Annotated in this window: 16 protein-coding genes; 15 read left to right on the top strand and 1 reads right to left on the bottom strand. The window is 31.6% G+C overall.

The features are described from left to right. Nucleotides 1-56 precede the first annotated feature (56 nt). From GXM21_RS10975 to secF, 14 genes are all read left to right on the top strand, one after another. Nucleotides 57-515, top strand: a complete 459-nt coding sequence (locus GXM21_RS10975; protein ID WP_008539647.1) for a MarR family winged helix-turn-helix transcriptional regulator — start codon at nucleotides 57-59, stop codon at nucleotides 513-515. A gap of 106 nt (nucleotides 516-621) precedes the next feature. Then, nucleotides 622-1,578, top strand: a complete 957-nt coding sequence (locus tag GXM21_RS10970; RefSeq protein WP_008539649.1) for an L-lactate dehydrogenase — start codon at nucleotides 622-624, stop codon at nucleotides 1,576-1,578. A 192-nt stretch (nucleotides 1,579-1,770) separates the two neighbouring features. Continuing rightward, nucleotides 1,771-2,334 carry an HAD family hydrolase gene (locus GXM21_RS10965; RefSeq protein WP_008539651.1) on the top strand — a complete coding sequence of 188 codons (564 nt, stop codon included), beginning with the start codon at nucleotides 1,771-1,773 and terminating at the stop codon, nucleotides 2,332-2,334. 30 nt (nucleotides 2,335-2,364) lie between these two features. After that, nucleotides 2,365-2,844, top strand: a complete 480-nt coding sequence (tsaE, locus tag GXM21_RS10960; RefSeq protein ID WP_008539652.1) for a tRNA (adenosine(37)-N6)-threonylcarbamoyltransferase complex ATPase subunit type 1 TsaE — start codon at nucleotides 2,365-2,367, stop codon at nucleotides 2,842-2,844. Further along, nucleotides 2,825-3,538, top strand: coding sequence for a tRNA (adenosine(37)-N6)-threonylcarbamoyltransferase complex dimerization subunit type 1 TsaB (gene tsaB, locus GXM21_RS10955; protein ID WP_008539653.1), 714 nt, complete (start codon nucleotides 2,825-2,827; stop codon nucleotides 3,536-3,538). Before tsaE ends, tsaB begins: the two co-directional genes overlap by 20 nt. Nucleotides 3,539-3,547: 9 nt before the next feature. Next, nucleotides 3,548-4,000: a ribosomal protein S18-alanine N-acetyltransferase gene (rimI, locus tag GXM21_RS10950; protein WP_008539654.1), complete on the top strand. Its 453-nt coding sequence runs from the start codon at nucleotides 3,548-3,550 to the stop codon at nucleotides 3,998-4,000. Between the two features lie 17 nt (nucleotides 4,001-4,017). After that, a complete protein-coding gene (lgt, locus tag GXM21_RS10945; RefSeq protein ID WP_008539655.1) occupies nucleotides 4,018-4,848 on the top strand; it encodes a prolipoprotein diacylglyceryl transferase in 831 nt (276 codons plus the stop codon). Nucleotides 4,849-4,850: 2 nt separating this feature from the next. After that, nucleotides 4,851-6,047, top strand: a complete 1,197-nt coding sequence (locus GXM21_RS10940) for a SpoIID/LytB domain-containing protein (RefSeq protein WP_163604712.1) — start codon at nucleotides 4,851-4,853, stop codon at nucleotides 6,045-6,047. A gap of 21 nt (nucleotides 6,048-6,068) precedes the next feature. Then, nucleotides 6,069-7,094, top strand: coding sequence for a tRNA preQ1(34) S-adenosylmethionine ribosyltransferase-isomerase QueA (queA, locus tag GXM21_RS10935; RefSeq protein ID WP_008539657.1), 1,026 nt, complete (start codon nucleotides 6,069-6,071; stop codon nucleotides 7,092-7,094). An 87-nt stretch (nucleotides 7,095-7,181) separates the two neighbouring features. Further along, complete coding sequence (tgt, locus tag GXM21_RS10930; protein WP_008539658.1) at nucleotides 7,182-8,312, top strand: tRNA guanosine(34) transglycosylase Tgt; 1,131 nt, start codon at nucleotides 7,182-7,184, stop codon at nucleotides 8,310-8,312. Between the two features lie 99 nt (nucleotides 8,313-8,411). Then, entirely contained in the window at nucleotides 8,412-8,726 is a 315-nt protein-coding gene (gene yajC, locus GXM21_RS10925; protein ID WP_008539659.1) for a preprotein translocase subunit YajC, read from the top strand. Then, complete coding sequence (locus GXM21_RS10920) at nucleotides 8,704-9,291, top strand: 5-formyltetrahydrofolate cyclo-ligase (protein WP_008539660.1); 588 nt, start codon at nucleotides 8,704-8,706, stop codon at nucleotides 9,289-9,291. Before yajC ends, GXM21_RS10920 begins: the two co-directional genes overlap by 23 nt. Before the next feature lie 26 nt (nucleotides 9,292-9,317). Beyond that, nucleotides 9,318-10,559 (top strand): protein translocase subunit SecD, encoded by a 1,242-nt coding sequence (gene secD, locus GXM21_RS10915; RefSeq protein WP_008539663.1) that lies wholly within the window; start codon nucleotides 9,318-9,320, stop codon nucleotides 10,557-10,559. After that, nucleotides 10,559-11,479 carry a protein translocase subunit SecF gene (secF, locus tag GXM21_RS10910; RefSeq protein ID WP_008539664.1) on the top strand — a complete coding sequence of 307 codons (921 nt, stop codon included), beginning with the start codon at nucleotides 10,559-10,561 and terminating at the stop codon, nucleotides 11,477-11,479. Before secD ends, secF begins: the two co-directional genes overlap by 1 nt. A gap of 52 nt (nucleotides 11,480-11,531) precedes the next feature. On the opposite strand, the gene GXM21_RS10905 is transcribed toward secF, so the two are convergent. Then, entirely contained in the window at nucleotides 11,532-12,335 is an 804-nt protein-coding gene (locus GXM21_RS10905) for an AraC family transcriptional regulator (protein ID WP_008539666.1), read from the bottom strand. A gap of 196 nt (nucleotides 12,336-12,531) precedes the next feature. Here GXM21_RS10905 and GXM21_RS10900 point away from each other — a divergent pair, with 196 nt between their 5' ends. Continuing rightward, nucleotides 12,532-13,797 carry an oligosaccharide MFS transporter gene (locus GXM21_RS10900; protein WP_008539668.1) on the top strand — a complete coding sequence of 422 codons (1,266 nt, stop codon included), beginning with the start codon at nucleotides 12,532-12,534 and terminating at the stop codon, nucleotides 13,795-13,797. Nucleotides 13,798-13,823: the final 26 nt, after the last annotated feature.

The raw sequence follows: 13,823 nt of genomic DNA, 5'->3' as shown, positions 1-13,823 counted from the left end.
ATCTTTGAAAAAATAAAATTTTTTATTATTAATTTTTGACAAAGGGAGAGAAATTTTTGGAGAAGAATAGCAGAAAGATATCAGATATTTATTTTGATTTGTTTGATATTATGATGACTTATAATCACAAATTATGGCGAACTGCAGCTTTGCCATTACCACTCAATCACTTTGCAGTGATGTATTATCTTTTTGAAAAAGAGGATACATTTGCTACTGTAACAGAGCTAGCAAAACATTTATCTATATCAAAACAACAAATGAGTCCTATCATTGATAAATTAGTGAAAAAAGAATTTATTAAAAAGACTTGTTTAAGTAAGGATAGAAGATATAGTCAAATTTCTTTGAGTGAAAAAGGTAGAAATTTTTTAAAGGAACATCAAAAATCGCAAAGACTTATTTTTATGGAAAGCATGACTGATTTATCAGATAGTGATACGGAAAAATTTGATCAGAGTGTAAGACTTGTAAAGAAAATGATGGCGAAAATATTTGAAAAGCAAAAAGGATAAACTTGTTTACATGTTGACAATAATGATTGTTTGCTATATCATAAAAAATTGAACCATTTATTTAATAAAATGAGATTAATGGTTTTGTGATATGGGGGTAATTAGAATGAAAATGAGTAAATTGGCAATTATAGGTCTTGGTCATGTAGGTTCAGATGTATTAACACAAGCAATGGCAATGAATTTAGCTGCTGAAATCGTATGTATAGATATTAATGAAAAAGTAGCTCATGGCGAAGCTTTAGATGCAACTCATGCGACACCTTGTACGTATGTACCAGGTATGAAAGTTTATTCAGGCGATTTTAGTCAGTGTAAAGATGCTGATATAATTATTTGTTCTGGTGGCCCTAGTATCTTACCTGGGGAAAAATTAGACAGATTAATACTTGCAGAACGAAATGTAAAAGTTATTGGCGAAATCATGACAGAGGTTACAAAATATACAAAAAATACACCTTTTATCATGATTACTAATCCGCTTGATGTAACTACATATTTGGCAGCTACTAAATTCGGTTATGAAAAAGGAAAATTATTCGGTACAGGGACTACTTTAGAAACACTTCGCTTAAAACGCATCATAGCAAATCATTATAATGTTGATGCTAAAGATGTTCAGGGCTTTATGCTTGGTGAACATGGTAATTCTGCTTTTCCTGCATGGTCTACAATCAGCATTGGCGGTGTGCGTTTAGCTGATTTAGATAAATATTATGATCATAACAGTGATTTTGATAAAAAAGCTATAGCTCAGGAAGTAGTAAATACAGCATATGATGTATTATTGTCTAAAGGTTGGACAAATACTGGCATAGCAATGGGCGCTTGTAGATTAGCTCGTGCTGTTATGTTTAATGAACGCTGTGTAACACCAGTTTCTACTCCGCTTGAAGGCGAATATGGCTTAACAGATGTAGCACTTAGCTTGCCAAGTATCATTGGTGCAAATGGTGTAGAAAAACGATTAGCTATAGATTTACCAGAAGATGAATTAAAAGCTCTTCATTTTAGTGCAGAAAGTATAAAAACTGTACTTAGAGCAAATAAATTAATTGACTAAGTATGAATATAAAATAAAGCTACTTTTGATTTAGAGATAAAATCGAAAGTAGCTTTATTATTTTGGTAAGAAAATAAAGTTGTTTGCAAGAAAAACCATAGATATAAAAGACAAGTATCTTTAGATGTGATAGAATAACATAGATATTGTAAAAAATAATGATAGATTTTAAATAACCTAAGGGGATTTTTAATGGAAAAAAGTAAATTAGTTATTTGTGATTTAGATGGTACTTTATTTGATACGCGCAGAGTGAATTATATGGCATATCGTGAAGCTATTGAAAGAGCTGGATTACCTGTGATTTTTGATTACGATATATATGTTGAAAAATGTTGGGGCCCTACTTATCGTGGATTTTTACCGATAATGGGTGTTCCTGAAAATCGTTTTGAAGAAATTCATGATGCTAAGAAATTATATTATGAAGAAAATCTAAAATATGCTACAGAAAATACTCATTTGTTCAATATTATTAAAGCTATGAAAAATGAATATCATACAGCTGTAGTAACAAGTGGTTCAAGTAATTCTAAAGATATTTTGCGTTATTTTGGCAGATTAGAATTATTTGATGTTATTTTTACTATTGATGATGTGAAAAATGGCAAGCCAGATCCAGAAGGATTTTTAAAAGCAATGGAATATTTTAAGGTTAAGCCAGAAAATACCATTATTTTTGAGGACTCTGACGTAGGCTTGGCAGCTGCAAGAAAAACAGGTGCTAGTATTTGCGTAGTTGATGATTTTAAATAATATGATTAAAATGGATTTTTGAGGTGAAATATGTTTACAATAACTACAAATTCACCTGAACAAACAAGTCTTTTAGGTGAAAAGATAGCAAATTTAATTCAAGATAATTTGATAATTTGTCTTGAAGGTGATTTAGGTGCAGGTAAAACTTTATTTACACAAAGTTTATGTAAGGCATTAAAAGTAAAAGAAATCGTTACAAGTCCTACTTTTAATTTAATGAATGTATATGAAGGTAAAAAGCGTATATATCATTTTGATTTATATCGTTTGGAGCAACCAGAAGATTTAGAGGAAATCGGTTTTTATGAGTATACTGATGTTGAAGATGAAGTAGTATTGATTGAGTGGCCAGATAGATTTTTTGCCTATATGCCAGAAGATTATTTGCATTTAAAAATCGAACGTGGCGATAATGAACAAAAGCGTATAATTACTATCAATCTTGAAGGTCAAAAATATAAAAATATTTATGAGGAGTTGAAGCACTGTGGCAATATTAGCGATTGATACTTCAACAATAGTTTCAGGTGCTGCTATTGTGCAAAAAGATAAATTAGTTGCAGAGATTATCATGCAATTAAAATTACCCCAATCAGAAGTTTTATTAGGGCATGTGCAAGATGTTTTAAAAATTGCACATATGGATAAATCTGATTTAACAGGTGTAGCTATAAGCATAGGGCCTGGCTCTTTTACAGGGTTACGTATAGGTCTTGCTACTGCTAAAATGTTATCATATGCTTTATCCATTCCTGTAGTGGCTGTATCTTCATTAGAGGCTATGGCTTATCATTATCCAGTGCCAGGTGTATATGTGGCAAGTGTATTAGATGCACAAAAAAGCAATGCCTATTTTGCTTTGTATGAGTGGAATGGCAAGGGCTTTGATGAGAAAAAACAAACTTGCGTGATGGATTTTGAAGAAGTGGTAAAATATTGTTCTACTTTGGATAAACCAGTAGTATTTGTAGGAGATATCGCTCAAAAGAAAGCAGATATAATCGCTCAATATGAAAATGTTTCTTTAGGTTTACCACATCTTTGTATGCCTAGAGCAAGTAATGTGGCTATGGCAGCAAAAACTAGATTTGAAAATGAAGATTATGATAATATCATGGATTTAGAACCTGTATATATTCGCCGTTCAGAAGCTGAAGTTTTATGGGAAAAACGCCATGGCGAAAAATTAACAGATTTATAAGGTGAAAATATGCAAATAAATTTTCGTAAAATGACTCCAGAAGATGCAAGTGCTGTGGAAGTTGTAGAAAAATCTTGTTTTGATATGCCGTGGTCAAGACAATCTTTTTGGCAGGAAGCTTCTAATGATAAAGCTTATTATTTGTTGGCTTTAGATGGCGAAAGAGTCATTGGCTATGTAGGTGTTTGGATATTATTTGATGAAGCTCAAATAACAAATGTGGCTATAACTCCTGAATATCAAAATAAAGGTATAGGTCGATTGATGATGAAGGAAATCATCAAGATTTCTCAAGAAAGAAAGGCAAATGCTATGACTTTAGAAGTTCGACCAAGTAATAAAGGAGCAATACATTTGTATGAATCATTAGGTTTTAAATCTGTAGGTCGCCGTCGTGGATATTATGAAGATGGTGAAGATGCTGAAATCATGTGGATAACAGATTTGACCAATATAAAATAATATACTGAGGTGATAGTATGCATCAATATTTATTTTTTGTTGGTGATTTTCCGATAAGAGCATATGGTCTGATTTTATCTTTGAGTATTATTTTGGCAACAGGTGTGGCTTATTTCTTAGCAAAACAAGATGGCAGATGGCACAATCATATTGTAGATATTGGTATTTATAGTGGTATCGCTGGTATTGTGGGCGCTAGATTGTGGGATGTATTTTTCTTTGATTGGGCGTATTATAGTCATCATTTAAGTGAAATTTTTTATGTATGGCAAGGTGGTATGGCTATTCAAGGTGGTATCGTTTTTGGCGTGGGAGCAGGAATTATTTATGCTAGACATCATAAAATAGATATCTTAGCACTAGCTGATATCGTAGCTCCTGCAATTATTTTAGGGCAAGCCATTGGCCGTTGTGCTAATTTATTAAATGGAGATGCTTTTGGTGCGCCAACTGGTGGTAATTTTGGTATTATTTATCCAGAAACAACACTTGCATATCATACGTATGGTGCTCAACCATTATGGCCTGCTGAGGTCTGGGAAGGTCAAATTGATTTTGTGATTTTTGCTCTATTGTTGATTTTTAGAGCTTTTCCTCATGCCAAAGGTCAAGCTTTTTCTTTATATATAATGTTATATAGTTTAGCTCGCTTTGGCTTGGAATTTTTGCGTGGCGATTATGCTACTCCTGTATTTTTAAGCTTTACATCTGCACAGACGACTAGTTTAGTGGCTTTTATTTTAGCATTGATTTTCTTTATTTATTGTCAGATAACATATTCTAGACAGAAGAAAACAGTCAAATCTAAAATAAATAAAAATAGAATAAAAAATAAAAGAGGATATTAAATATGAAAAAATATCTATATCTTATTTGTTTATTATGTTGTTGCGCATTTGTAAGTAATATGCAAGTAGTATCAGCACAGTCATCAGCTCCATATGTAAGAGTAGGCTTATTACAGGGAGTACAAGAAATTGTAATTACAGCAAATGATGATTTTGTGGTCAAAGATGTCGATAATAAAGTAAATTATAAATTTAAAAAGATGAATGAAGTAAATATTCGTCAAAAAGATAGAACGGTTTATGTCAATAAAAAAGGTAAGGAAACTACTACTTTAGTGGTAGCAGTCAAAGATAATGCCCCTGCAATTGTCAATGGCAAACGATATAGAGGAAATTTGATTATTCAACCGCATAAAGCAGGGCTTACAGTGATAAATCGTTTATTGATTGATGAATATTTATATGGTGTCGTACCAGAAGAAATGCCTGCTAGTTGGAATATAGAAGCTTTGAAAGCTCAAGCTGTAGCTGCTAGAACTTTTGCTTTATATGATAAGCTTGATCGAAAACATACAAAAGAAGGTTTTGACGTCTGCGTAACAACAGATTGCCAAGTTTATGGTGGTATGGATTCAGAAGCTGCGACTACAAATAAAGCTATAGATGCTACAAAAGGAGAAGTCATTGTTTATTTAAATCAACCTATATGTTCAGTGTTTCATGCAGCTTCAGGTGGTCAAACTGATGACAGTATCAATGTATGGAATGTCAATGTGCCTTATTTGAGAGCAGTAGAAGATAAAGAGGAGCAATCTCCATATCAAAGTTGGGCAGTATCTGTAACAGTAGATAATTTAAGTAAATCTATAAAAAATTCATATAGTGATATTGGTACAATAAAAGAAATAGATTTTAGTGGATTGAAAAAAAATCCAAATAAAGCAAGTAAATCGCAAGTTGTAAAATTTATAGGTAGTAATAAAAAATCTGTGGAATTGACCAAGACACAGCTTCGTAGTTTATTGGGTTTAAAAAGTAGCAATTTTACTATAGAATTAGAAGGTAATAAAAAAGCTAAAGGCGATACTTTAAAAATTGATAAAGATGATAAAAAATTGATTTTTAAAGGCAGTGGTTTTGGTCATCGTTTGGGAATGTCTCAATGGGGGGCAAAATCTTTAGCGGATAAAGGTAAAAAATATCAGCAAATTTTATATCATTATTATAGTGATGTAAATATAAAAGATATGTATAAATAAAAATAAAGGGGATAATATTTAATGCTATTAAATGAGTTTGACTATAATCTTCCAGAAGAATTAATAGCTCAAACACCATGTGCTAAACGTGACCATTCACGCTTGATGGTGTTAAATCGCAAAGAAAAAACTATTGAACATAAACATTTTTATGATATTAAACAGTATTTACGCAAAGGTGATACTTTAGTATTTAATGATACAAAGGTAATGCCTGCTCGTCTTATTGGTCATAGAGCAAAAACAGGCGGTAAGGTTGAAGTATTTTTATTAAAGCGTTTAACAAATACTAATCAATGGGAAGTTTTAGTAAAACCAGGTAAAAAAGCTCAATTAGGTAATATCATTGAATTTAGTGATGAGCTTGCTTGTGAAGTTGTAGGTCATACAAATTTTGGCGGTCGTATTGTAGAATTTAAATTTGATGGTATCTTTGAAGAAATCTTGGATAGATTGGGTGAAACACCACTTCCACCATATATTCATGAAAAATTAGAAGATAAAAATCGCTATCAAACTGTATATGCAAGAGAAGAAGGCTCAGCAGCAGCACCAACAGCAGGTCTTCATTTTACAAAAGAATTATTAGCGGAAATAAAAGAAATGGGTGTAAATTTAGCTTTTGTAACACTTCATGTAGGTCTTGGCACTTTTCGCCCTGTAAATGTAGATAATATTGAAGATCATGTAATGCATAAAGAATTCTACCATATTGAAAAAGAAGCAGCAGATATTATCAATCAAACTAAAGCTAATGGTGGTAGAGTAATCGCTGTAGGTACAACATCTATCCGTACTTTAGAATCAGCTGCGAAAGAAGATGGCACTATCTCTCCAATAGCAGAAGAAACAGGCATTTTTATTTATCCTGGCTATAAATTTAAAATCGTAGATTCTATTATTACTAATTTCCATTTACCAAAATCAACTTTAATCATGTTAATCAGCGCTTTTGCTGGCAGAGAATATGTACTTTCTGCCTATGAAGAAGCAGTAAAAGAAAAATATCGTTTCTTTAGTTTTGGCGACGCTATGTTTATAGAATAAGATAGTTATTTTTAGGAAAATTTTCTTTTGGTTCATTTTCTTTTATTTAAAAGAAAAACGAATAAATATATTTATCTTGGAGGCATAATGAAACCTGCAATTACTTATGAACTTATAAAGCAGTGTCCACATACTGGAGCACGTGCTGGTCGTATTCACACACCACATGGTAGTTTTGATACACCTATTTTTATGCCTGTAGGTACTCAGGCTAGTGTTAAGACTTTAGCACCGGAAGAATTAAAAGAAATGGGTGCTGGAATTATTTTAAGTAACAATTATCATTTATTTTTGCGTCCTGGCTCTAAGCTTGTTAAAGAAGCTGGCGGTTTGCACAAATTTATGAATTGGGATAGAGCTATTTTGACAGATAGTGGCGGATTTCAGGTATTTAGTTTAGGCGATTTGCGTAAAATATCTGAAGAAGGTGTAACTTTCCGTTCTCATATCGATGGTTCTAAAAAGTTTTTATCTCCAGAGATTGCTACACAATCACAAATGGATTTAGGTGCAGATATAATCATGGCATTTGATGAATGTGTGCCATATCCTGCTGATTTCAAATATACTCGTGAGTCTATGGAGCTTACACTTCGTTGGGCACAGCGTTGTAAAGATACGATGACAAATCCAAATCAAGGTTTATTCGGTATCGTACAAGGTGGTATGTATAAAGATTTACGTATCGAATGTGCTAATCGTTTAGTGGATATGGATTTCCCTGGATATGCTGTTGGTGGTTTAAGTGTTGGTGAACCAAAAGAATTGATGTATGAAATGCTCGATATCACTTTGGAACATTTACCACAAAATAAAGCACGTTATTTGATGGGTGTAGGTACACCGGATTGTTTAGTTGAAGGCGTAATGAGAGGTATAGATATGTTTGACTGTGTATACCCTACTCGTGTAGCTAGAAATGGAACAGCTATGACATGGAATGGTCGTTTAGTAATAAAAAATGCACAGTATGAGCATGATTTCCACCCAATTGATGAACATTGTAATTGCTATACTTGCAGAAATTATTCTAGAGCATATATTCGTCATTTAGTTCGTGTAAATGAAATCTTTGGTTTACGTTTATTAACAATCCATAATCTTCATTTCTTAATTGACTTTATGAGACAGATGCGTCAATCTATCATGGAAGATAGGTTCCCGGAATTTTATCGCAAATTTACAGCTAATTTCTCATTCAATGCAAAATCTGTGTAAATTTTGAGGAATATTTGTAAATAAATAGAGGTATTATGCTATACTATAGCTAATATAAAATAAATTAATATAATTTTTTATGATGAGGAGAATTTTTTTATGAGTGATTCAATGATGGCAAGTCTTTATTCCTATGGACCAATAGTATTAATGGTAATAATTTTCTATTTCTTACTTTATCGTCCACAGAAAAAACAACAAAAACAACGCAATACAATGATGGACAATTTAAAAGTAGGTCATCGTATTTTAACTATAGGTGGTATCCATGGGGAAATTACTTATATTGATTTAGAAAAATCTGATTTCATTAGAATTAGAATTGCTGATAATGTAGAAATTAAAATCAGCAGTGCTGCTGTAGCTAGAGATTTAACTCAGGAAAAAACAAATGCTAACCCAGCTAACAAATAATAAAAAAGTTCAACGTAAAGAACTTTTAGCAAAAAGAAGAGCGTTAACATTAATCCAGAAAAATGAGTATTCAGCAGTAATTACAAAGAAACTTGTAGAACTTGAGGAATATAAAAATTCTCAGATATGTTTTTTATATGCTTCAATGCCTGATGAATTTCAGACAAAAGAATTAATAGTAAATGCTCTCAAGGCAGGCAAACAAATTTGCCTGCCTTATATTACTGATAAAAATATGAAAATAATGCAAGCAACTTTAATAAAATCTTTAGATGAATTAGTTGTAGGTGCATATAATATTTTGACAGTAAAAGAAAAAAATCTAAGAATTGTAAAGCCACAAGATATAGATTTTATTTTAGTGCCTGCTGTAGGACTAGATAAAAAAGGTTATCGACTCGGTATGGGTGGTGGCTATTATGATAGATATTTAGTAAAAGCTATCAACGCTAAGAAAATAGCAGCAGTATATGATTGTCAAGTAGTTGATGAAGTAATCAAAGACGATTACGATATCAAAGTAGATATGATTTTGACAGAAAATACTACTATAAAATACAGATAATTATAAGGATATTGGAGGAAGATATTTTGAAACAAAATCCTTTATTGAAATTATTAGCGGTAATTATTGTTATCGTTGGTGTTTTTGCTGCATTTATAGCACCACTAGCTGGCTCAATAAGACAAGGTTTAGACCTTCAAGGTGGTACTCATGTCGTTTTAGAAGGTGTAGATACAGAGCAAGCACAAGTTAATGATGATGCTATGAACCGTGTAGTAAAAATCATGGAAAAACGTGTAAATGAACTTGGTTTAACAGAGCCAATCATTCAGCGTGAAGGCGAACGCCGTATTATCATCGAGCTTCCTGGTGTTAAAGATCCAGATAAAGCTATTGCTGTACTTGGTAAAACAGCTATGCTTGAATTCAAAGATGAAGAAGGCAATACTGTTTTAAGCGGTACAGATTTAAAAGATGCTAGAGAACAAACTACACAAAATAATCAAAATGAAGTAGCTATTGAATTCACTGATGAAGGTGCTCAAAAATTTGCTGATTTGACTTCTGCAAATGTAGGCAGAACAATTGCTATTTTACTTGATGGTGAAGTTTTAACAGCTCCACGTGTTAATGAACCAATTACTGGCGGTAAAGCAGTAATCACAGGTTCTAGAAATCTTGAAGAAGCACATAATTTAGCAGTGCTTTTACGTTCTGGTGCACTTCCTGTAAAAGTTGATATTATAGAAACTCGTACAGTAGGCCCAACACTTGGTCAAGATAGTAAAGATAAAAGCGTATTTGCATTCACTGTTGGTGTAGGTGCGATTTTTGTATTTATGTTACTTTTCTATCGTGTTTCTGGTTTGATTGCAAATTTAAGCTTGATGGCTTATGTAATAATTTTATTATTCGTACTTAAATTATTAGATGCTACGCTTACACTTCCAGGGGTGGCGGGTATTATCTTGTCTATCGGTATGGCGGTTGATGCCAACGTACTTATCTTTGAACATTTCAAAGAAGAAGTAAAAGCTGGCAAGACACTTCGCATGGCGATGGATTCAGGTTTTAAACGTGCCTTTACTACAATTTTTGACTCAAACTTAACTACAATTATTGCAGCAGCAGTATTATTCTTCTTTGGTACAGGTCCAATTCGTGGTTTTGCCATTACTTTAGGTCTTGGTGTTGTCATCAGTATGTTTACAGCTATTACATTAACACAGTTTATGCTTAAACATTTGATTGCAGCTAGATTATTCACTGACCCACGTATTTATGGTGTATCTTTAGGTCATAAAGTAAAGGACGGTGACATGAAATAATGGCTAGATTTGATATTATTGGTAAACGCAAGATATGGTATGCAATATCTTCATTATTGATTATTGCCAGCTTGTTTTTCATGGTAACTCGTGGCTTTAATATGGGTATTGACTTTACTGGTGGTACTATCATGGATTTACGCTTTGAAAAGGCTGTAAATATAAATGATGTACGTGCTGTTTTAAATGAATATAATTTGAGCAATAGTACAATTCAGCTTTCTGGAGAATCTAGTTCATCTACAGAATCTGAAAATGTAATGATAAGAACTGTAGATTTAGAAGAACAAGAACGCAAAGAAGTAATGGCTGGTTTAACTGATAAACTAGGTGCATATCAAGTGCTTCGTGAAGAAAAAGTCGGTGCTACAATGGGTACTGAACTTATCATGAATGCTATATATGCTACAATTATTTCATGGTTATTGATTATTGCTTATGTATCTTATCGTTTTGAATTTAAATTCGGTATTTCAGCAGTATTAGGCTTAGCACACAATGTAATTATTGTACTTGGGGCTTTTGCACTTACTCAGCGTCAAATAGATTCTTCATTTGTAGCAGCATTACTTACAATTATCGGTTACTCTATAAATGATACTATCGTTATTTTTGACCGTATCCGTGAAAATTTAAAATTGCATTTTAGAAAAAATGGCGATATTGTAGAACTTGTAAATACAAGTATTTATCAGACTATGACTCGCTCTATTTATACAGTATCTACAGTATTATTTGCTACATTTGCACTTTATTTCTTTGGCGGAGATACAACAAAAGATTTTGCCTTTGCTTTATTGATAGGTTTCTTCTGTGGTGCATATACATCTATATTCATTGCCAGCCCACTTTGGGTTACATTTAGAAGATATTCTGATAAAAAACGTTTAGCAAAACGCATGGCAGATACAGGTAAATAATAAAAATAAAAGCTAAGATTAATGATGATAAAAACCATTAATCTTAGCTTTTTTAATTGAGTTTGCGAAAATCAAGAGGTGTTATTCCTGTAAATTTTTTAAACATAGCAATAAAATGGCTAGTATCTAAAAAACCTACTAATTGAGAAATCTGTTGAATTTCCATGCGTTGATGAGTTAGTAATAATTCTTTTGCTTTATTGATGCGATAATTTGTCAGATATTTATAGACAGAGCAACCTAAGAATTTAGAGAATAAACGCGATAAATATTGCGGTGTAACATAAACTTGTTGGCTTAATTTTTGCACTGTGATTTCACTAGCATATGAAGTTTCGATTTCTTTAATTACAGGTAATACATATTTTTGATATAAAGGTTCATTCAATAAATTAAAAGCTGAATTATCTATAAAATTCATTAATAGATGATAACTAGCTAAAGAAAAATATTTTGCATCAGCAGAAGGATTCTCATATTGAGATATCATATCAAATAATTCTTTTGCAATAATAATACCTTGTTCTTTAGGAATAAAAATGATTTGTTTATTACCTAATGCTTGAGAAAGACTACTTTCCATAGTTCCTGTAAAGGTAATAAACATGGTAAACCATTCATCTGTTTTTTTAGCATAGGAATGAGGTATAAATGGAGCAATTAAAATACCTTCATTTTCATTTAATAAATACGATTTACCTTGAATTTCTATTTTACCAACACCTTTTTCTGTTTGGAGATAATGGTATAATGGATAACCATTTGGTCGATAGATTGGTACTTGATCCCAATGATTGCCAATTGTATCAAATGTAATTGGCTCATGAAGTAATGTTTTACGAATTTTTATAGGCATAAAATCACCTTGTTTCAAAATATTATATTATTTAGTTTAACATGTTACACATTTTTCTGTCTATTCATAATATAATTATTTTTGTCGCGTGGCAATGTTAAATTATCATTAATCATTGGAATAAATATTGATAGTTTATTAATAGTTTTTAGAAAAATCGTTTAATTGGATTATTTTATCAATTAGGGGGATTAAAATGCAAATTAGTATAAAAAATAGAAATTATTTTGCTTTAAGTGCAGTTAGCTTTTTACATTTATTTGCATGGTCAGCAGCTATGTCATTTTTTGCTATTTGGCTTGGTCAGCATTTAGGTATAGGAGCAACTAAGACAGGATTATTATATTCAGCTAATGCTCTAGCAGCATTATGTATGCAACCAGTTTTAGGATTTATTTCTGATAAAATTGGATTGAAAAAAACATTGTTATTTACTATTTTGATAATTTTATTATTAATTGGACCATTTTTTATTTATATTTATGGACCATTACTTGTTTCTAATTTTTATTTAGGCGCTATTTTAGGAGGTATTTATCTAGGTTTTATTTTTAATGCAGGATATGGTGTTATTGATTCATATATAAATAAAGTTTCTATTAAATATGGTTTTGAATATGGCCGTGCTAGAATGTGGGGATCTTTTGGATGGGCAGCGGCTACATATACAACTGGCATTGCTATGAACATTAATCCTAATTTAGCATTTGTATCAGCATCTTTAGCTGCCTTAATTGCAATTATTTGTTTATCAATGGCTAAAGTAGAAATATCTGATGTAGAAATGAAAAAAGCAAATTCTGTTTCACTAAAGGATATTAAACATTTATTACAAAATAAAGACTTTTTATTTTTATTATTTTTTATGATAGGTGTTGGTTGTGTATATGATGTATATGATCAACAGTTTGGAGTATATTTTGTATCACAATTTGAATCACAAGCTGAGGGAAATCGTTGGTTTGGAGATTTAGGAGCAATTCAGACTTTTTTTGAAGCTATTTTCTTATTCGTAACACCTGTAATAGCTAATAAATTAGGAGCAAAAAGAACATTAATTCTTGCAGGTACTATTATGTCTATACGTATAATTGGATCTTCTTTGGAATGGGGTCCACTTTGGATTGCGGCAGTAAAATGTATTCATTCGTTTGAAAAACCATTATTTTTAGTTGGACAATTTAAATATATTTCTAAAAATTTTGATTTAAGATTATCAGCTTCTATTTATCTTGGTTGTTTATGTACAAGTTCTATTTGTGCAAGTATATTTTCTCCATTTTTTGGCAGTATGTATGAAAGTATAGGGTTTTCACAATCATATTTGTATATTGGTATTGTAGCAGGAATTTGTACGTTAATTTCACAAAAATTATTAATTAGTGATAATAAGCGTGTTATTGATTATAAAGAAATAATTCTTGCAGAAGAAAAAATGCAAGAACAGCGAAATAAAAAATAGATAAATAGTGAAATTGAAAGAGGTTT

It is taken from the genome of Megamonas funiformis (assembly GCF_010669225.1).
Classification (GTDB): Bacteria; Bacillota; Negativicutes; order Selenomonadales; family Selenomonadaceae; genus Megamonas; species Megamonas funiformis.
The sequence above is the reverse complement of the archived record's forward strand: the minus strand, read 5'-3'. Positions and strand labels throughout refer to the sequence as shown.

What these genes read in the sequence shown, in the direction of transcription:
- secF (WP_008539664.1), top strand. Translation starts at nt 10,559, where the DNA reads ATGGCTAGATTTGATATTATTGGTAAACGCAAGATATGGTATGCAATA.
- queA (WP_008539657.1), top strand. Translation starts at nt 6,069, where the DNA reads ATGCTATTAAATGAGTTTGACTATAATCTTCCAGAAGAATTAATAGCT.
- GXM21_RS10905 (WP_008539666.1), bottom strand. Translation starts at nt 12,335, where the DNA reads ATGCCTATAAAAATTCGTAAAACATTACTTCATGAGCCAATTACATTT.
- GXM21_RS10970 (WP_008539649.1), top strand. Translation starts at nt 622, where the DNA reads ATGAAAATGAGTAAATTGGCAATTATAGGTCTTGGTCATGTAGGTTCA.
- GXM21_RS10940 (WP_163604712.1), top strand. Translation starts at nt 4,851, where the DNA reads ATGAAAAAATATCTATATCTTATTTGTTTATTATGTTGTTGCGCATTT.
- rimI (WP_008539654.1), top strand. Translation starts at nt 3,548, where the DNA reads ATGCAAATAAATTTTCGTAAAATGACTCCAGAAGATGCAAGTGCTGTG.
- yajC (WP_008539659.1), top strand. Translation starts at nt 8,412, where the DNA reads ATGAGTGATTCAATGATGGCAAGTCTTTATTCCTATGGACCAATAGTA.
- tsaE (WP_008539652.1), top strand. Translation starts at nt 2,365, where the DNA reads ATGTTTACAATAACTACAAATTCACCTGAACAAACAAGTCTTTTAGGT.
- GXM21_RS10965 (WP_008539651.1), top strand. Translation starts at nt 1,771, where the DNA reads ATGGAAAAAAGTAAATTAGTTATTTGTGATTTAGATGGTACTTTATTT.
- GXM21_RS10920 (WP_008539660.1), top strand. Translation starts at nt 8,704, where the DNA reads ATGCTAACCCAGCTAACAAATAATAAAAAAGTTCAACGTAAAGAACTT.
- GXM21_RS10900 (WP_008539668.1), top strand. Translation starts at nt 12,532, where the DNA reads ATGCAAATTAGTATAAAAAATAGAAATTATTTTGCTTTAAGTGCAGTT.
- lgt (WP_008539655.1), top strand. Translation starts at nt 4,018, where the DNA reads ATGCATCAATATTTATTTTTTGTTGGTGATTTTCCGATAAGAGCATAT.
- tgt (WP_008539658.1), top strand. Translation starts at nt 7,182, where the DNA reads ATGAAACCTGCAATTACTTATGAACTTATAAAGCAGTGTCCACATACT.